At 54.3% G+C, this 18536-nt stretch carries 17 protein-coding genes; 8 read left to right on the forward strand and 9 right to left on the reverse strand.

The window, feature by feature from the left end; all coding sequences use genetic code 11:
* Positions 1-88 precede the first annotated feature (88 nt).
* Positions 89-811, forward strand: coding sequence for a CDP-diacylglycerol diphosphatase (locus C0557_RS26890; protein ID WP_208662656.1), 723 nt, complete (start codon positions 89-91; stop codon positions 809-811).
* Between the two features lie 286 nt (positions 812-1097).
* Here C0557_RS26890 and rarD read toward each other — a convergent pair whose 3' ends face one another.
* Positions 1098-1994 carry an EamA family transporter RarD gene (gene rarD, locus C0557_RS26895; protein WP_074779956.1) on the reverse strand — a complete coding sequence of 299 codons (897 nt, stop codon included), beginning with the start codon at positions 1992-1994 and terminating at the stop codon, positions 1098-1100.
* A 55-nt stretch (positions 1995-2049) separates the two neighbouring features.
* The gene (gene yigI / locus C0557_RS26900; RefSeq protein ID WP_007369159.1) at positions 2050-2517 is read right to left on the reverse strand and encodes an acyl-CoA thioesterase YigI; all 468 of its coding nucleotides are present in this window, start codon (positions 2515-2517) and stop codon (positions 2050-2052) included.
* A 160-nt stretch (positions 2518-2677) separates the two neighbouring features.
* Between yigI and pldA the strand changes: the two genes are divergently transcribed.
* The 3 genes from pldA to rhtC all read left to right on the forward strand — a co-directional run bounded on the left by pldA (position 2678) and on the right by rhtC (position 6126).
* Positions 2678-3547 carry a phospholipase A gene (pldA, locus tag C0557_RS26905; RefSeq protein ID WP_208662658.1) on the forward strand — a complete coding sequence of 290 codons (870 nt, stop codon included), beginning with the start codon at positions 2678-2680 and terminating at the stop codon, positions 3545-3547.
* Between the two features lie 67 nt (positions 3548-3614).
* Positions 3615-5441, forward strand: coding sequence for an ATP-dependent DNA helicase RecQ (gene recQ / locus C0557_RS26910; RefSeq protein WP_074779959.1), 1827 nt, complete (start codon positions 3615-3617; stop codon positions 5439-5441).
* 61 nt (positions 5442-5502) lie between these two features.
* Positions 5503-6126, forward strand: a complete 624-nt coding sequence (rhtC, locus tag C0557_RS26915; RefSeq protein WP_208662660.1) for a threonine export protein RhtC — start codon at positions 5503-5505, stop codon at positions 6124-6126.
* A gap of 80 nt (positions 6127-6206) precedes the next feature.
* Here rhtC and rhtB read toward each other — a convergent pair whose 3' ends face one another.
* On the reverse strand, positions 6207-6827 hold the full coding sequence (gene rhtB, locus C0557_RS26920) for a homoserine/homoserine lactone efflux protein (protein WP_007369155.1): 621 nt from the start codon (positions 6825-6827) through the stop codon (positions 6207-6209).
* 108 nt (positions 6828-6935) lie between these two features.
* On the opposite strand from rhtB, the gene pldB reads away from it, so the two are divergent.
* The 3 genes from pldB to C0557_RS26935 all read left to right on the forward strand — a co-directional run bounded on the left by pldB (position 6936) and on the right by C0557_RS26935 (position 9758).
* Positions 6936-7928 carry a lysophospholipase L2 gene (gene pldB, locus C0557_RS26925; protein WP_074779963.1) on the forward strand — a complete coding sequence of 331 codons (993 nt, stop codon included), beginning with the start codon at positions 6936-6938 and terminating at the stop codon, positions 7926-7928.
* Positions 7929-7953: 25 nt separating this feature from the next.
* On the forward strand, positions 7954-8754 hold the full coding sequence (yigL, locus tag C0557_RS26930; protein ID WP_208662662.1) for a sugar/pyridoxal phosphate phosphatase YigL: 801 nt from the start codon (positions 7954-7956) through the stop codon (positions 8752-8754).
* 104 nt (positions 8755-8858) lie between these two features.
* Positions 8859-9758, forward strand: coding sequence for a carboxylate/amino acid/amine transporter (locus tag C0557_RS26935; RefSeq protein ID WP_208662664.1), 900 nt, complete (start codon positions 8859-8861; stop codon positions 9756-9758).
* On the opposite strand, the gene metR is transcribed toward C0557_RS26935, so the two are convergent.
* A complete protein-coding gene (gene metR / locus C0557_RS26940; RefSeq protein ID WP_071892795.1) occupies positions 9646-10599 on the reverse strand; it encodes an HTH-type transcriptional regulator MetR in 954 nt (317 codons plus the stop codon). The genes C0557_RS26935 and metR overlap by 113 nt on opposite strands.
* A 236-nt stretch (positions 10600-10835) precedes the next feature.
* On the opposite strand from metR, the gene metE reads away from it, so the two are divergent.
* Positions 10836-13097 (forward strand): 5-methyltetrahydropteroyltriglutamate--homocysteine S-methyltransferase, encoded by a 2262-nt coding sequence (metE, locus tag C0557_RS26945; RefSeq protein ID WP_208662666.1) that lies wholly within the window; start codon positions 10836-10838, stop codon positions 13095-13097.
* Between the two features lie 48 nt (positions 13098-13145).
* Here metE and C0557_RS26950 read toward each other — a convergent pair whose 3' ends face one another.
* The 5 genes from C0557_RS26950 to C0557_RS26970 form a co-directional block, all read right to left on the reverse strand.
* Entirely contained in the window at positions 13146-13652 is a 507-nt protein-coding gene (locus tag C0557_RS26950) for a hypothetical protein (RefSeq protein WP_208662668.1), read from the reverse strand.
* 173 nt (positions 13653-13825) lie between these two features.
* The gene (locus tag C0557_RS26955; protein ID WP_208662670.1) at positions 13826-14332 is read right to left on the reverse strand and encodes a hypothetical protein; all 507 of its coding nucleotides are present in this window, start codon (positions 14330-14332) and stop codon (positions 13826-13828) included.
* Positions 14333-14470: 138 nt separating this feature from the next.
* Positions 14471-14914, reverse strand: coding sequence for an AfaD family invasin (gene afaD / locus C0557_RS26960; protein ID WP_208662672.1), 444 nt, complete (start codon positions 14912-14914; stop codon positions 14471-14473).
* A gap of 11 nt (positions 14915-14925) precedes the next feature.
* Complete coding sequence (locus C0557_RS26965; protein WP_208662675.1) at positions 14926-17508, reverse strand: fimbria/pilus outer membrane usher protein; 2583 nt, start codon at positions 17506-17508, stop codon at positions 14926-14928.
* A gap of 228 nt (positions 17509-17736) precedes the next feature.
* Positions 17737-18483, reverse strand: coding sequence for a fimbria/pilus periplasmic chaperone (locus C0557_RS26970; protein ID WP_208662677.1), 747 nt, complete (start codon positions 18481-18483; stop codon positions 17737-17739).
* Positions 18484-18536: the final 53 nt, after the last annotated feature.

Genomic DNA, 18536 nt, shown 5'->3' on the forward strand with positions numbered 1-18536 from the left:
AATCAGGAATTATCACGTTTGCGGTTTTCTCTTCAGAAATTAAAATTATTGTGTATTTTAATTCACGTCTTATCCGGGAGAGATAGTTATGAAAGTTTTTACCGCTGCTTTATTTTTGTTCGGTTTTTTTGTATCAACGGCACATGCCGACAGAAATATATTATGGGATAAGGTTCATAATCAATGCGAAGTCAATTATACAACTAACAGTTTATATGCCCCCTGTGCTCTGGTAGATGAAAACAACGGTTATGTCTATTATAAAGTCGATAATGATAATTATCAGTATCTGCTGCTGCCGCTGGCGAAAATTACCGGTGTTGAGGACCCGCAATTACTGGCAGATAATCTGCCACCCTATTTATATATGGCATGGTGGGGACGCGATCTGGTGTCGGAAAAAGCTGGCATGAAAGTCAAAGAGAAGAATATTGCAATCGCTATTAACGCCTTAAACTCACGTACGCAAGACCAACTGCACTTACATATCTCCTGCCTTGCCCCGGCAGTACGCACTGCACTGGATAGCGTCACAAATTACAGTACCACCTGGACTCAATTCCCGTTGCAGTTGCAGGGTAATACTTATAATTACCGGAAAGTGACGCTCGATGAATTAAAACAAAAGAATCTGTTTAAAGAAATCAATGACAAAGTTGTTGCTGATGGCAAAGAGATGAAATATACCACCATTGCGCTTATTAATCTTGATAGTTCCGACTTCCTGTTGCTGGAAACTTCAGGTAATGACACGACCGCTATTGCCGCAGAAACATTACAGGATCATACCTGTGCCATTGCCGGCAGCTAATATCTGTGAAGACGTTTTCGCCACTGAAAGTAGAATCAGTTAAGTAATGAATACGCGACCATGAATATATTTTATGGGCGGCGGGAACATTATTTCCTGAAACCTGATGGCCCTACATTGATTGATCAGAAGAAAGAACAGGGAGCGCGTTTTTATTTCGTTGAGTATCGGGAGCCAGCCTTAACAATCGCGCTTTATGCTCAATAAGCCTAAAAATGCTCTCCTGTTCATTGTATTGTGCCGCCGCTTCAGCATGCAGGAAAGAAGCGGCGGCACAAACTCTTCATCACACGTTTTTGCGTAAACCACGCTGTGTGTATACCGCATCCATGACAAAAATCGCCAGCGCCAGCCAGATAAAACCAAAGGTCACCATCTTATCCGGCCCCGGATGTTCGCCATAGAAAGCAACAGCCAGCAGGAACATCAGCGTCGGACCGATATACTGGAAAAACCCCAACGTCGATAAACGCAGACGCATTGCCGCGCCGGTAAAGCACAGCAGAGGAATCGTCGTAACCACACCGGCGGCCATCAACAGCAAGTTCAGCGACAGGCTGTTTTGCCCCATGTGGCTGGTCGGGCTATCCGTGATGCCAAATAGCCACACCGCCGCAACCGGCAGTAACCACAGCGTTTCTACCAGCATGCCGGTTTGCGCATCGACAGCAATTTTTTTACGCAGCAGGCCGTAAAAAGCAAAACTAAATGCCAGACCGAGCGCAATGATCGGCAGCGAGCCAAACGTCCACAGTTGCACCAGCACACCAACGGCAGCCAGCAGTACCGCCAGCCACTGCATACGGCGGAAACGCTCGCCCAAAAACAGCATCCCCAGCAGAATATTCACCAGTGGGTTAATAAAGTAACCCAGGCTGGCTTCCAGCATATGGTTGTGGTTCACCGCCCAGATAAACAGCAGCCAGTTGCCGCCAACCAGTACGGCGGAGATGGCCAGCAGCAGGATTTTTTTCGGCGTTTGCAGCAGCGCTTTTACGTTGCTCCACTGACGGCTGACGCTGATCAACGCCAGCATAAAGAAGAAGGACCAGATGACGCGGTGAGTGAGAATTTCGTCAGCCGGTACGTACCAAATCACTTTGAAATAGGCCGGGGCAACCCCCCAAATGAAATAAGCGGCCAGGGCGAGTAACACGCCCAGCCGCGTCTGTTTTGCATCCATCGGGAAAACTCTTTGCTGAAAAGTAACCGTATGTTACCCGATTTTCACAACAGCCTCACCCCACCATATAGGTGGCCGTCGCGCTGGCGATATGCAGTTGATCCTCGTTATGCAGCTCAACGCGGGCGACGGCGACTTTATTGCCCGCACGCAGCAAACTGCTGCTGGCGGTAAAGCGCGTACCGCGCCCTGGTCGCAGATAATCGACGCGTAAATCAATGGTACCCATGCGCGACAAACGCTGGCGCAGCTCCTCTTCGCTGATAGTGTCATGGCGCGTTAACGTGCTGCCCACGCAAACCAGACCTGCGGCAACATCCAGCGCCGAGGCGATGACGCCGCCATGTAAAATGCTTTGCGCCCAGTTGCCCACCATCATTGGCTGATTAGTAAATTTCAACTCCGCATACTCTTTTTCATAACGTTCCAGCTCAAGACCTAATGCACGGTTGAACGGCATGTGATAGACAAAAATCTCGCCCACCAGCTTAAGGGTTTGATCGGCTGTGAGAACGGCTGACATAGCAATCTGATCCGATGTGTTAATGGAATGTTGATTTTATGCCTGTTATTTGTTGATTTCCAGTTTAAGAACCGATACCTGAGCAGTGACCCAATAAATATGTAGAATACTTGCGGGGAAATTCTTCAATTCAACAATATGATTCGGGAGCATAAAACCGATGCGGACCTCTCTGGGTTGGTTTTTCGCAGTGCTTGCACTGCCTTTTATGGCATACGCACAGGAAGCTACGGTAAAGGAAGTTCATGATGCCCCCGCCGTGCGCGGCAGCATCATCGCCAATTTATTGCAGGATCACGATAATCCTTTCACGCTTTATCCTTATGAAACCAACTACGTGCTCTATACCGACACCAGCGATCTGAACAAGGAAGCGATCAGTTCCTATAACTGGTCTGATAATGCGCGTAAGGACGAAGTGAAGTTTCAGCTCAGCCTTGCGTTTCCGCTGTGGCGCGGGATTCTGGGGCCTAATTCTGTTTTTGGCGCTTCCTATACGCAGAAGTCCTGGTGGCAGCTCTCCAATAGCGCCGAGTCATCGCCGTTCCGCGAAACCAACTACGAGCCGCAGCTTTTCCTCGGTTTCGCCACCGATTATGAGTTTGCTGGCTGGACGTTACGCGATGTGGAGATGGGTTTTAACCACGATTCAAACGGCCGTTCAGACCCGACATCGCGTAGCTGGAACCGCGTCTATACCCGCCTGATGGCGCAGAATGGCAACTGGATGGTTGAAGTGAAGCCCTGGTATGTGGTGGGTTCCACCGACGATAACCCGGACATCACCAAATACATGGGCTATTACCAGTTGAAGATTGGTTATCAACTGGGCGAGGCAATCCTCAGCGCCAAAGGGCAGTACAACTGGAATACCGGCTACGGCGGTGCGGAAATCGGCATCAGCTATCCGATAACCCGACACGTCCGGTTCTACACCCAGGTTTACAGCGGCTACGGCGAATCATTGATTGACTATAATTTCAATCAAACCCGTATCGGTGTGGGCGTGATGCTTAACGATCTGTTTTAAGCATTGCAGTTTCTGGCGCAGGCGCTGAAAATAGCGCCTGTTTTTATTTCAGGCGAATGGGGTCATTGTGGCGCAGGCGGAAGTATTGAATCAGGAATCGCTGGCTAAACAGGTCTTGCAGGAGACCTTCGGCTACCAGCAATTCCGCCCGGGCCAGCAGGATATTATCGACACCGTACTGCGCGGCCGCGACTGTCTGGTGGTGATGCCGACCGGCGGCGGAAAATCCCTGTGCTATCAAATTCCGGCGCTGGTGTTGCAGGGGCTGACGGTGGTGGTTTCGCCGTTGATCTCACTGATGAAAGATCAGGTCGATCAGCTACTTGCCAACGGCGTTGCGGCGGCGTGCCTGAACTCAACCCAAAGCCGTGAGCAGCAGTTTGAGGTGATCAACGGCTGTCGCAACGGGCAGATCCGTCTGCTTTATATCGCGCCCGAGCGCCTGATGCTCGACAACTTCCTTGATCAGTTGCGCCAGTGGAACCCGGTGCTGTTGGCCGTTGACGAAGCGCACTGCATTTCCCAGTGGGGTCACGATTTCCGCCCGGAATACGCCGCACTTGGCCACCTGCGCCAGATGCTGCCGTCCGTGCCTTTTATGGCGCTGACCGCGACGGCTGATGACACCACGCGACGCGATATCGAACGCCTGCTGGGCTTAAACGATCCGCTGATCCAGGTCAGCAGCTTCGACCGTCCGAACATCCGCTATATGCTGATGGAAAAATTTAAACCGCTCGATCAGTTGCTGCGTTACGTACAGGAGCAGCGCGGTAAATCCGGCATTATTTATTGCAACAGCCGCGCCAAGGTGGAAGACACCGCTGCGCGTCTGCAAAGCCGTGGTTTCAGCGCGGCGGCGTATCATGCCGGGCTGGATAACGAGCTGCGCGCGCGGGTGCAGGAGCAGTTCCAGCGCGACGATTTACAAATCGTGGTGGCAACCGTGGCGTTCGGCATGGGCATTAACAAGCCCAACGTCCGTTTCGTGGTGCATTTCGACATCCCACGTAATATCGAATCCTATTATCAGGAGACTGGCCGCGCCGGGCGTGACGGCCTGCCTGCGGAAGCGATGCTGTTTTACGATCCGGCGGATATGGCGTGGTTGCGCCGTTGTCTGGAAGAGAAACCGGCCGGGCCATTGCAGGATATTGAGCGGCACAAGCTCAATGCGATGGGGGCATTTGCTGAAGCGCAAACCTGTCGTCGTCTGGTACTGCTCAACTATTTCGGCGAAGGGCGGCAGGAGCCCTGCGGCAACTGCGACATTTGCCTCGATCCGCCGCGCCAGTACGATGGTTTACAGGACGCGCAAAAAGCGCTGTCGGCCATCTATCGCGTCAATCAGCGTTTCGGTATGGGGTATGTGGTGGAAGTGCTGCGCGGCGCGAACAATCAACGTATCCGCGAGTTCGGCCACGATAAATTACCGGTGTACGGCATTGGCCGCGAGCAGAGCCATGAACACTGGGTGAGCGTGATCCGCCAGCTTATCCATATGGGATTTGCCACCCAGAATATTGCCCAGCATTCTGCGCTTCAGCTAACGGAAGCGGCGCGTCCGTTGCTGCGTGGTGAAGTACCGCTGATGCTGGCGGTGCCGCGAATGGTGGCGCTGAAACCAAAAGTGATGCAAAAAGCCGCCGTCGGCAATTACGATCGCAAGCTGTTCGCCAAGCTGCGTAAATTACGAAAAGCGATTGCCGACGAAGAGAATATCCCGCCTTATGTGGTGTTCAACGATGCGACGCTGATCGAGATGGCCGAGCAAATGCCGCTTTCGCCGGGGGAAATGCTCAGCGTGAACGGCGTGGGAACACGCAAACTTGAGCGTTTCGGCCAGGAATTTATGGCGCTTATCCGCGCGCATGTCGACGGCGACGAAGAGTAGTTTTAGCGGCCGAAAAGTGCCAGGATAGCCACTCACTGAATTATCTTCCCGCAGGTTATCTATGTTGATGTTATTTCTTACCGTGGCGCTGGTGCATATCGTTGCCCTGATGAGCCCCGGCCCGGATTTCTTCTTCGTTTCGCAAACCGCCGTTAGCCGCTCGCGCAAAGAGGCGATGATGGGCGTGTTCGGCATCACTTGTGGCGTAATGGTGTGGGCTGGCGTAGCGCTGCTCGGCCTGAACTTGATCCTCGAAAAAATGGCGTGGTTGCACAGCATTATTATGGTCGGCGGCGGTCTTTATCTGTGCTGGATGGGCTACCAGATGCTGCGCGGCGCGCTGAAGAAAGATCAGAAACCGGCTGATGCGCCGAAAGTTGAACTGGCGACCAGCAGCGGCCGCAGCTTTCTGAAAGGGTTACTGACCAATCTGGCGAACCCGAAAGCAATTATCTACTTCGGCTCGGTGTTTTCACTGTTTGTCGGCGATAGCGTCGGCGCCAGTGCGCGCTGGGGTATTTTCGTGCTGATTGCGCTGGAAACGCTGGCCTGGTTTACCGTCGTCGCCAGCCTGTTCGCACTGCCGGCAATGCGCCGCGGTTATCAGCGTCTGGCGAAATGGATTGACGGTTTTGCTGGCGCGCTGTTTACCGGCTTCGGCATCCACCTGATTATTTCCCGTTAACTCATCTGCCGGTTGGCGCTTCGTTATCCGGCCTGCGGATTTTCCAGGCCCGGTAAGCGTAGCGCCACCGGGCACCTGCCTCAGGCGTGGCGGGCAGAAGCCAGCAACGCGCCGACCAGCACGAACAGCGAACCAAATACCTTATTCAGCGCCTTCATCTGGTGCGGGCCTTTGATCCAGCCAGCAATGCGCTGCGCCAGCGTCGCGTAGCCAATCATGACAATGATGTCGACGACAATCGTTGTCACCCCCAGCACCACATACTGCATCACCTGCGGCTGATGCGGCACGATAAATTGCGGGAACAGGGCAGCAAGAAACACGATGCTTTTCGGGTTGGTCAGGTTAACGAATACCGCCCGCTTAAACAGCCGACCGCGCGACTGGGTTTTCGCCAGCGTATTGAGATCGATAGCGCCTGCGGCGCGCCACTGCTGAATACCCAGCCAAATCAGGTAGGCTGCGCCCGCCCATTTCAGCACTTCAAACGCCAGCACGGAGCGAGAAAACAGCGTGCCCAGCCCGACGCCGACCAGCACGATATGAATGCCAAGCCCGGTCTGCAAACCGGCAATGGAAGCCGCCGCGCCGCGATAGCCGTAGCCGATGGATGTGGTCATGGTGTTAATCGCACCGGAACCGGGCGAGAGGCTTAAAATGATTGAAGTCAGCAGGTAGGCGAACCACCATTCGAAGGTCATGAGAAATTCCTGGTTGTCTGTTTTTATGCCACAATACGCTATTGTCAGTGGATTTTGCTATTGGTCACAAAAAAACGATTTTACATGGCTAACAGGGGCGAAATTCCGATGTTTCGGCAAAAAACGGCCTGGGAAACCAGAGAAAAAGCGTTCGCGGCATTTACCACCGGGCCGCTAATGGATTTCTGGCGCTCGCGTGAAGAAGCCGTGTTTACCGGTGTTGATAATGTACCCGTCAGTTTTGTCCGCTTTCACGATCGCCGCCACGATCGGGTGATTGTGGTGTGTCCGGGCCGTATTGAAAGCTACGTCAAATACGCCGAACTGGCGTATGACCTGTTCTACCTTGGTTACGATGTGTTGATTATCGATCACCGCGGGCAGGGGCGTTCCGGGCGGATGTTGGCGGATACGCACCGGGGCCATGTGGTCAACTTTAGCGATTATGTCGATGATTTGGCGGCATTCTGGCAGCAGGAAGTCGCCGATGGACCCTGGCGCAAACGTTATATCCTGGCGCATTCGATGGGCGGCGCGATCTCCACGCTCTTCTTACAGCGTTATCCGCATGCCTGTGATGCTATTGCCCTGTGCGCGCCGATGTTCGGCATTATCATTCGCCTGCCGGAGTGGATGGTACGTCCGTTGCTTAACTGGGCGGAAAGCTATCCGCGTCTTCGTGAAAATTACGCCATCGGCACCGGAAGCTGGCGCGCGCTGCCGTTCGCGATTAACGTGCTGACCCACAGCCGCGAGCGTTACCGGCGTAATCTGCGTTTTTATGCCGACGAACCGACGCTGCGCGTGGGCGGGCCGACATGGCACTGGGTGCGTGAAGGCATTCTGGCCGGAGAACACGCGCTGGCAGGGGCGGCAAATGATGACACCCCAACATTGATTATTCAGGCAGAAGAGGAGCACGTGGTGGATAACCGCATGCAACAACGCTTCTGCGAAATTCGCGCTGCGGCGGGCCACCCTTGCGAAGGGGGAAAACCGTTTGTTATACCTGGCGCGTACCATGAGATCCTTTTCGAAAAGGACGCTATGCGCTCGGTCGCGCTCAACGCCATCGTCGACTTCTTCGACCGGCATAACTAATTATTTATTGAGGTAAAATTTTCCTATGTACCAGGTTGTTGCGTCTGATTTAGATGGCACGTTGCTCTCCCCTGACCACACACTGTCTCCGTTCGCGAAAGAAACGTTAAAACTGCTGACCGGCCACGGCGTCAATTTTGTCTTTGCTACCGGCCGCCACCATGTTGATGTCGGGCAAATCCGCGATAATCTCGGCATCAAGGCGTATATGATCACTTCCAACGGCGCGCGCGTGCACGATACCGACGGAAATCTGGTCTTTAGCCACAATCTGGATCGCGATATCGCCAGCGATCTGTTCGGTGTGATGCACAACGAGAAAGATATCATTACCAATGTCTATCGTAACGACGAATGGTTTATGAATCGCCATCGTCCTGACGAGATGCGTTTTTTCAAAGAAGCGGTGTTCCAGTATTCGCTGTATGAGCCGGGCTTACTGGAGCCGAAAGGCATCAGCAAAGTCTTTTTCACCTGCGACAGCCATGAAAAACTGCTGCCGCTGGAGCAGGCGATCAATGCGCGCTGGGGCGACCGTGTCAACGTCAGCTTCTCGACGCTAACCTGTCTGGAAGTGATGGCGGGCGGCGTATCGAAAGGGCATGCGTTGGAAGCCGTTGCCGGTGCGCTGGGCTATGGTCTGAAGGATTGCATCGCCTTTGGCGATGGCATGAACGATGCTGAAATGCTGTCGATGGCCGGTAAAGGCTGCATTATGGGCAATGCCCATCAGCGCCTGAAAGACCTGCATCCGGAGCTGGAAGTGATTGGCACCAATGCGGATAACGCCGTGCCACATTACCTGCGTAAATTGTTCCTGCAATAAGATTGACACCTGGTTATTAAGTAATCATATGTCAACCAAATACTCAAACTTTGCGCAACTGAGTTCGCTACAATGAAGCCTCACTATTTTGAGAGAGCTTCATTGTGGCGTTACTGATCATCACCACGATCCTGTGGGCCTTTTCCTTTAGCCTGATTGGCGAATACCTTGCTGGCCATGTCGACAGCTATTTCTCCGTGCTGATGCGCGTGGGGCTGGCGGCGCTGGTGTTCTTACCGTTCCTGCGCACGCGCGGGCACAACCTGAAAACCATTGGCCTGTATATGCTGGTGGGCGCGATGCAGCTTGGCATCATGTATCTGTTCAGCTTTCAGGCGTATCTCTATCTGACGGTCTCTGAATTTTTGCTGTTTACCGTCTTCACGCCGCTGTACGTTACGCTGATTTACGATCTGCTGAGCAAGCGCGGGCTGCGCTGGAGCTACGCCCTGAGCGCCGGGCTGGCGGTAATTGGCGCGGCGATTATTCGTTATGACAAAGTCAGCGATCACTTCTGGATCGGTTTGATTCTGGTGCAACTGGCAAACATCAGCTTCGCCATCGGTATGGTCGGCTATAAGCGCCTGATGGAAACGCGGCCGATGCCACAGCACAACGCCTTTGCGTGGTTCTATCTGGGCGCGTTGGTTGTTGCCGTCACCGCGTGGTTTGTGATGGGTAACCCGCAGAAGCTGCCAACGACCACCCTGCAGTGGGGCGTGCTGGTATGGCTGGGCGTGGTCGCTTCCGGTCTGGGTTACTTTATGTGGAACTACGGCGCAACGCAGGTTGACGCCGGGACGCTCGGCATTATGAACAATGTGCATGTTCCCGCCGGGCTGCTGGTCAACCTCGCTATCTGGCAGGAACAGCCGCACTGGCCGAGCTTTATTATTGGTGGTTCGGTGATAATGGCTTCGCTGTGGGTACATCGCCGTTGGGTCGCTCCGCGCTCCGCACAAACGGCAGGTGATCGCACGCGTGATTCCGCGCTGAGCGAATAAACGCTTCGGTAACCGGCTGACGCTGCTCGCCGTCGCGCACCGCCGCGTACAGCCGGCTCCACAATCCTTCGCCCAGGGTTTTGGTCACTACCAGACCCTGGCGTTCAAAACTCTCCACCACCCAGTGCGGCAGCGCCGCGATCCCCATCCGGGCGGCAACCATCTGAATCAGCAATAGCGTGTTATCGACGCTTTTCAGCGCCGGGCTGATACCTGCCGGTTGCAGGAAATGACGCCAGATATCAAGGCGGCTGCGCTGCACCGGGTAGATCAGCAGTGTTTCGCTGGCGAGATCGTCCGGCGTGATGCGCGCTTTTGCCGCCAGCGGATGATCCGGCGCCAGCACCAGCCGCACTTCAAAATCAAACATCGGTGAATAGTGCAGGCCGCTGCGCGGCAGAATGTCGGATGTCATGACCAGGTCCAGCTCACCCTGTTGCAGCGCAGGCTGCGGGTCAAAGGTCACGCCGGATTTGAAATCCATCTCCACCTGCGGCCAGTTCTGGCGGAAGTTTTCAAGCGCGGGCGTCAGCCACTGAATACAGCTATGGCATTCAATCGCGATGCGCAATGTGGCTTGCTGCGGCTCGTTACAGGCCTGCAGCGCACGGCTGATTTGCGGCAGTACCTGGTTGGCCAGTTGCAGCAGGATCTCGCCCTGTGGCGTAAAACGCAGCGGCTGGCTTTTACGCACAAACAGACGAAAGCCGAGGCGTTGTTCCAGATCGCTGAACTGGTGGGAAAGCGCCGACTGCGTCTGATGCAGCGTTGCCGCTGCTGCAGCCAGCGACCCGCTGTTTCGTAACGCCTGTAGCGTTTTCAGGTGTTTAATTTCGATCATGAATGTCCTTCACCCCGGCATGAACAATTTGCGCTTGAGGTTTATACAGTACCTTCACAATATGGATGTGTAAACATCCAGATGGCTAAATCCTTCGTCTTTTAAATTTATGGTGCGTTGGCTGCGTTTACTCACCCCGGTCACTTACTTATGTAAGCTCCCGGGGATAAGCAAACTTGCCGCCTTCCCTAAATTCAAAATTCTCAGGATTTACAAAAAAAACAAAGGAAGAAGACATGACAATACATAACCACACCCTCGGTTTTCCTCGCGTCGGCCTGCGTCGCGAGCTGAAAAAAGCGCAAGAAAGTTACTGGGCGGGGAATTCTTCTCGCGAAGAACTGCTGGCGGTAGGGCGCGAGCTGCGCGCCCGCCACTGGGATCAGCAAAAACAGGCCGGGATCGACCTGCTGCCGGTCGGTGATTTCGCCTGGTACGACCATGTTCTGACCACCAGCCTGCTGCTGGGCAATGTGCCGGCTCGTCATCAGAACAACGACGGCTCTGTCGATATCGACACCCTGTTCCGCATCGGTCGCGGTCGCGCACCGACCGGCGAACCGGCGGCAGCGGCAGAGATGACCAAATGGTTTAACACCAACTATCACTACATGGTGCCGGAATTCAGCAAAGGCCAGCAGTTCAAACTGACGTGGACGCAACTGCTGGATGAAGTGGACGAAGCGCTGGCGCTGGGCCACAAGGTGAAGCCCGTGCTGCTTGGGCCGGTCACGTACCTGTGGCTGGGCAAAGTGAAAGGCGAACAGTTCGATCGCTTAAGCCTGCTGAACGACATTCTGCCGGTCTACCAGCAAGTACTGGCCGAACTGGCGAAACGCGGTATTGAGTGGGTACAGATCGACGAACCGGCGCTGGTGCTGGAGCTGCCGCAAGCGTGGCTGGACGCCTTCAAACCGGCGTATGACGCGCTGAACGGCAAGGTAAAACTGCTGCTGACCACCTATTTCGAAGGCGTCACGCCGAACCTGGACACCATTACCGCGCTGCCGGTGCAGGGTCTGCATGTCGATCTGGTACACGGTAAAGACAACGTTGCACAGCTGCATCAGCGTCTGCCTGCCGACTGGCTGCTCTCTGCCGGTCTGGTGAATGGCCGTAATGTCTGGCGCGCCGATCTGAGTGAAAAATATGCGCAGATTAAAGATGTGGTCGGCAAACGCCCGCTGTGGGTTGCCTCTTCCTGCTCGCTGCTGCACAGCCCGATCGATCTGAGCGTTGAGACACGTCTTGATGCCGAAGTGAAAAGCTGGTTCGCCTTCGCCCTGCAAAAATGTGAAGAACTGGCGCTGTTGCGTGATGCCCTGAACAGCGGCAATACAGAAAAACTGAATGAATGGAGCGCCCCGATCCAGGCGCGCCGCCACTCTACCCGCGTGCACAACCCGGCGGTGGCAAAACGTCTGGCGGCGATCACCGCGCAGGACAGCCAGCGCGCGCGTCCGTACGCTGAGCGTGCACAAGCGCAGCGCGTGCGTTTCAACCTGCCGGCGTGGCCGACCACGACTATCGGCTCGTTCCCGCAGACCACCGAGATCCGCGGCTTGCGTCTGGATTTTAAACAGGGACGTTTAGATGCGGGCAATTACCGCACCGGCATCGCTGAACATATTAAGCAGGCGATTATCGAACAAGAGCGTTTGGGGCTGGATGTGCTGGTCCACGGCGAAGCAGAACGTAACGACATGGTGGAATACTTCGGTGAACATCTTGATGGTTTCGTCTTTACGCAAAATGGCTGGGTGCAGAGCTACGGCTCTCGCTGCGTGAAGCCGCCAGTCGTGATCGGCGACGTGAGCCGCCCGGAAGCGATTACCGTCGAGTGGGCGAAGTACGCACAATCGCTGACCGACAAACCGGTCAAAGGCATGCTGACCGGGCCGGTCACCATCCTCTGCTGGTCTTTCCCGCGTGAAGATGTTACCCGCGAAACCATCGCCAAGCAGATCGCGCTGGCGCTGCGTGACGAAGTGGCCGATCTGGAAGCCGCCGGTATTGGCATCATCCAGATCGACGAACCGGCACTGCGCGAAGGTTTACCGCTGCGCCGCAGCGACTGGGAGGCTTACCTGGCGTGGGGCGTCGAAGCGTTCCGTATTAATGCGGCGGTGGCGAAGGATGACACGCAGATCCACACCCACATGTGCTATTGCGAGTTCAACGACATCATGGATTCCATTGCCGCGCTGGATGCTGATGTGATCACCATCGAAACCTCGCGTTCGGATATGGAACTGCTCGAGTCGTTCGAAGAGTTCGAATACCCGAACGAAATCGGACCGGGCGTGTACGACATTCACTCGCCGAACGTGCCGAGCGTGGAGTGGATCGAAGCCCTGCTGCAAAAAGCGGCGCAGCGCATTCCGGCGCAGCGTCTGTGGGTGAACCCGGATTGCGGTCTGAAAACCCGTGGCTGGCCGGAAACCCGCGCCGCGCTGGCTAATATGGTGAAAGCCGCGCAGAACCTGCGTCAGCAGTAAACAGCCTTGCGCCGCCGGCTCGTTCCCCGGCGGCGTTTTTTTGCGGTTTTACGGCGTTTCGGTTAACAACTCCAGAGAGAGGGTGTAGACGCCGGGTTCAAATACATCGCCATCCTGGCCATAAAAGCTGAATGTTTGCTCCGCGCCAGCCGCCAGCGGGCTATTGGATTTATAGGCATCGTCCGCCGCGCTCCAGGTACTGTCGAGTTTGACCGCCAGATTCGGCACAAGGTGTTTCTCCGTGCTGTTACTGGTGCTGACCCATACGATATCGCCATTACTCTCGCGAGAATCACCCTGCCCGCGAATGTAGTAAGTACCTGCAGTGGTCGATCCGTTTTTAATAATGATGGTTGCAGCATGATCCAAAATAGAATCGCCAGTATAGATATTGCCTGCTCCCAGCGTTCCTTCAGCGTCCATGCCTTTGGTAATGCTCCATGATGTTGGCGCATTCAGCGTCATGGAGGTGGTCGCGCTTCCATGAGAAGTCAGTGCCGCAAAACTCTGGTTGCTCATCAGAACCAGTAAAGTAGTCAGCATTACTTTTTTCATTATCATCATTCCTTTAATTTCATTGTAATTACACAACTTTGGATGCGACAAAGACACAAAAGCTGTGGTGCGGCCTCGCATTCAGGAAAACCGTAAAATGAGTAGAGAGCAGTGACGCTGACAGTGCGGATACCCTCTCTGTCAGCGTGATAGCGTGACCTCACGCAGAGGTGTTACGGCGTTTCAGTTAACAACTCCATCGAGAGGTTATAAGTGCCGGGTTCAAATGTATCGCCAGCCTGCCCATAAAAACTGAACGTTTTCTCATCACCCGCGGCCAGCGGATTGTTCGATTTAAAGGCGGAGTCCGCAGCGCTCCAGGTACTGTCGAGCGTGGTGGTCAGGTTTGACACAACGTGTTTTTGCGTACTGTCACTGGCATTGACCCACACAATGGTGCCATCGGTCTCAAGGGAATCCCCTTGCCCGCGAATATAGTAAGTACCCGCCGCCGTCGAGTCGTTCTTAATAATGATGGTCGCAGCATGGTTCAGAATGCTGTCGTCGGTATAGGTGTTGCCAGCCCCAAGGGTTCCGTCTGCGTCTACGCCTTTGGTGATGCTCCATATTGCTGGTGCGTTAAGGGTCATGCTGGTGGTGGCGCTACCGTGGGATGTCAGCGCTGCAAAACTCTGGCTGCTCATCAGCGCCAGTAAGGTGGTCAGCATTATCTTTTTCATAAATCATTCCTTTAGTTTCATCATCGTTAATTGATCCCGCGCCGCATACCTGGACGTGGGTGGCGTCACCTTTGCAGGTGACAACCTGTTGCGCAGGCTTCCGATCCTGAAGCCTGCGTAATGCGTTGTGCTCGTTGTTCAGGGGACGATGGCAAGCGCGTTGGCCGTAATGACATACTCATCGGCAGCGGCTTGCTGGTTCCCGTCGATGACAATCTGAAAGCTGGCTCGCGTCGCGGAGGTGGTGCTGACGATGCCGCCTCGATCCTTGCTCTCACCTGACCAGCCTTCACCTGCCAGCCGGATCCGCAATTGGTGCGCAGAATTACGCTTTCCCGTCAGTACATAGCGCCCCGGCGCCGGGGCGCTTTTCTGCGCGTTCAACCAGACCAGATACCCTGAATGCGCTGCCTGAAAAAACATCCGGCCGCGGCCGATAACCGTGCCATCACGCAATGTTGTCTCCTGGGGTGGACGTATGTTCAGCGTAACTTCGGGTACGGCTTCCGCTGCCTGCACCTCTGCTGCGGGCAAACAGAGCGCGGCTGCTATCAGTAATGGACGTGCAATTTTCTTTTTCATTTCAGATACCTTCATGCTGAACGGCACATTGCGCTAAGGGCATAGATACCCGCAGAGCTTTTTTCTGCTGGCAGACGGTAGTCCGCTATGCATGAGCGTTCATTGCCCAGCGAGACCAGCAGCCTTCCCGTTTGTGGCAGCCCGCTCATGTACACTTCTCCGCCATCACCCGTAATACCTGCTCCGGTATTGGTGTCATTGCCCGCAAGCGTGACCAGCGCGCCAAAGGGCACCAGACGGTTATTCGCCTGTGTCAGCGTGATAACGGCGCGGGCACCTGTCCGGGTTGAGAATTTCGCCGCGATGACTGCCCCTGCTGTGGGGACTATCCGGGTGTCCGTTTGCGGGACTTCAACATCAGCGGGTAGAGTATTGGGATCGAGCGTCACTAAATTCGCCTGATAGGGCATCACGTAGTCCAGCGTGGTGTATCCACGAAAATCGGTTTTCACGCCGGGGATATCGCCTGCCGATACGCCTGCTGCGCCTGGCGCTTCCACCAGCGCCACGGTTTCTCCCAGCGGCTGGCCCAGCGTGATCCCATGGCGATGAATCACTACGCCGCCAGCCACGCCCGCATTCATCTGTCGGGAAGATGGGCTGTAGCGGTAGCCGCCTTTCAATTCACCATAAGCGCCGCGCCAGGTCAGATTAATCAGGCTGCTGTTTCGGTCAGTAGCCGGGTTGCCTGGCATCATCCGTTCACGTACATCCCAACTCAGACGGCGATCAAAACTGTCGCCATTCAGTCCCATTTCATGCTGCGTACCGCGTATGTCCCCGTTTACCATCTGATAACTGGCCCGCGCGTGGTTTCCCATCCAGCGATCCAGAGGCAGGCTAATCCAGAAACTTATTTCCCGATCCGTTTTACGCCCGCCTGGCTGCGCGCCGCTGTGGTAAACCGGCTCCTGGCGTTGCGTCCAGTTCAGCGACCATGTGGCGTCATGGAAACTTGCGGCCCAGGAGACCATCAGCTCATCCCGCGTCCCGTGTTGTTGCCAGTAACTCTCCCTGGCCCCCGTCAGGCTCACTGAACCCCACTGCCCCAGGGACTGGCTGAGCGTCAGGCTGGAGCGCGTTTTGCGACGCAAATTGTTCTGATTCAGGTATCTGCCAGCGTCATGCGCCTGATCACTGTCCAGCACCGCCGACAATCCGTGAAATCCCGACGACGCATAGCGGTTGCTGGAAAGTGTGAATCCGGTATTTGTCGCTTCAATGCTTTTGCTGTAGCGCACGCGCCAGGCGCTGCCTTGTTCATGCTCTTTTCTGCGCGGCTTTCTCTGTTCCTGAATGCCATCCAGCGAAATAGCGCCCAACTTATTGAGTGATACCCCCAGTCCCAGTGACGCTGCGCTGTAATGGGCTGCGTTCTGTAAACCTCCGTAAGCCGTTATGCCCCATGGCAACCCATACATCAGGGACGCCTGAGCGACATAACTATCACTGACCGCGCCATTTGACGGGCGATAGCGACCGCTCATCAGGTTGTATTTGAAATAACCTTCACGAAGCGCGATAGCTGGCGTGGTAGAGGGCACAATAAAACTTTGCTGACGGCCGTCGTTTTCAAAAATCGTCACCTGTAAGTCGCCGCCGTCACCGGCGGAGGGAAGATCTGTCAACGCAAAAGGCCCCGGCGCCACGGTGGTGCTGTAAATCACATAACCGCTGCGTTTGACTTCAATCCGGGCCTGCGTGCGCGCGATTCCGCGAATAACAGGGGCGAATTCTCTTTGGTTATAGGGAACCATTGCCTCATCGGAGCCAAGCATCACCCCCCGAAAGGGAATGCTGTCAAAGATGTCGGCCGGAGTGTAACGATCCCCCAATGCCAGACGGCTTTTCAGGTCATATAATCCGCGTTCTGCGTAGGTCCATGCAGCCTGCCATTTTGCTGGTGATTGGCCCTCTTTCTGCCAGGTTGTCAGGTTCCGCAAACGCCAGGCACCGAGATTCGCTCCCGGCTCGAGCTGTGCAAACGCGGTGCTATTCGTTGAGGAACCGCTGCCTGATGATGCCGAACGGGCTGTATTTATGCGGTAATTCATCAGCAGGGCAGGAATGCCATCATCCCAGAGTTCCCGCGGCGCGAGACCTGTTACCTTTGGGCGCAGCGCTGCCTGCGGGACACTGAGCAACAACTGCTGTCGATAAAACTGGAACGTTTCTGTCGCCTGCGGAATGGCCGTCAGCGCCGCACATTGCTGTGTCTCGTCATCATTTGTTTTCTCCGAAGCACGAGCGGCAAAGAGACCAGGGTACTGTTCTGTTTTCACGCCATACTGTGTCAGCAGTGCTTCAGTCAGGCAGGTTTTCAGAAAGCGCTTGCCGCTTTTATCACGCGCCTGGTGAAATACCATCTCCCTGGAATCCACCACGTCGCCATTTAGCAAAATGTCTACCGGGTAAATTCCGGGTAGCTGGCTTCCTTCGTTAAAAACCGAAATATCAACGTTTCTTCCCTCTTCGCCACCTAACAGCGCGGGATCAAATGACCAGCTTTCTGCCGCCGCATTCGCTGATGAACATATGCAGACAGCTATCCCAACAGAGAATAATGGCAGAATATAATATTGTTTTACTGTCATATAAATGTGAGCTAAACAACGTCGATTATTATTGTTTTATAAGCAGTAATCTTGCCCTGAATATGTCTGCTACCCTTCGGTAAACGCAAAATCAAAAAGGGTAAAACGCGCGTCGTTGTCATAGAGCGAGAGTGATGCCAATAAATCAGCACCTGCAAGTTAATTGCACATATTCATATGAATAATAAATACGCTTGCTTCTACGCTGTGTCGCATTAAATAACATTGTTATTCTACGTTGGCTTGCCAGGTCTGACTTTCACCGCCGTAATCGTTCACGATCTTCCATTCAATCCTTTTACTTTTTGTTGCGGAAGGCAGTGTGAAATCACGCGAAGAGAAGGGCGCAACGTATTTGATATCCTGTACGCTAACGTCATTAATTTTTAGCGCGCTGATATTAATGTAAAACGGTGAGTTATTCGCTGCGGTCAACTTATTACCGTGCTGTTGCCATTGCAGACGATTTTCTGCATCGTCAGGATGGCTTTTTAACGTGCCTGGCCGGATGAGCAGTTTGATGCAGTTATTGATAGTGAGTTGAACGTTCAGTGATACTTTATCGGTCTTCTCTTTTGCCCACTCGTCTCCCGCTTTAGGGGGGATTCCCTTGACACATAACCACTGTAACGTTTCACGGTCGGCCCGGAAATTACCGCCGGTGCGCACAATACGTAATCGGCTGGACTGCTGCCCATCCAGGCGCATCAGCGGGGGCGTAACAACAAACGGTGCTTTATTCTTCCTGTTTTCATCCAGCGCCTGAGACTGGATTAGAATGGGGTAATCCTGCGGATTGGTTACCGTCAGGGTTGTACCGTTGGAAGCAGGATCATAAATCAAACGAGAGGCACCAAGCCGGACTGAAAACGTTTGGGTCGACGTTGCAGAATGGGAGGATGCGGCTGAGGCGATGTCAGGCAAAAAACAAACAGATACGGCTAAAAGCGACAATGCTGAAATATTTTTTTTCACGTGACAACCCTGTATGAAAATATAAGTAAAAACGCCAAATAGTTGCGCAGAAG

The sequence above is a fragment of the Kosakonia sp. MUSA4 genome, assembly GCF_013085925.1.
Taxonomy (GTDB): Bacteria; Pseudomonadota; Gammaproteobacteria; order Enterobacterales; family Enterobacteriaceae; genus Kosakonia; species Kosakonia sacchari_B.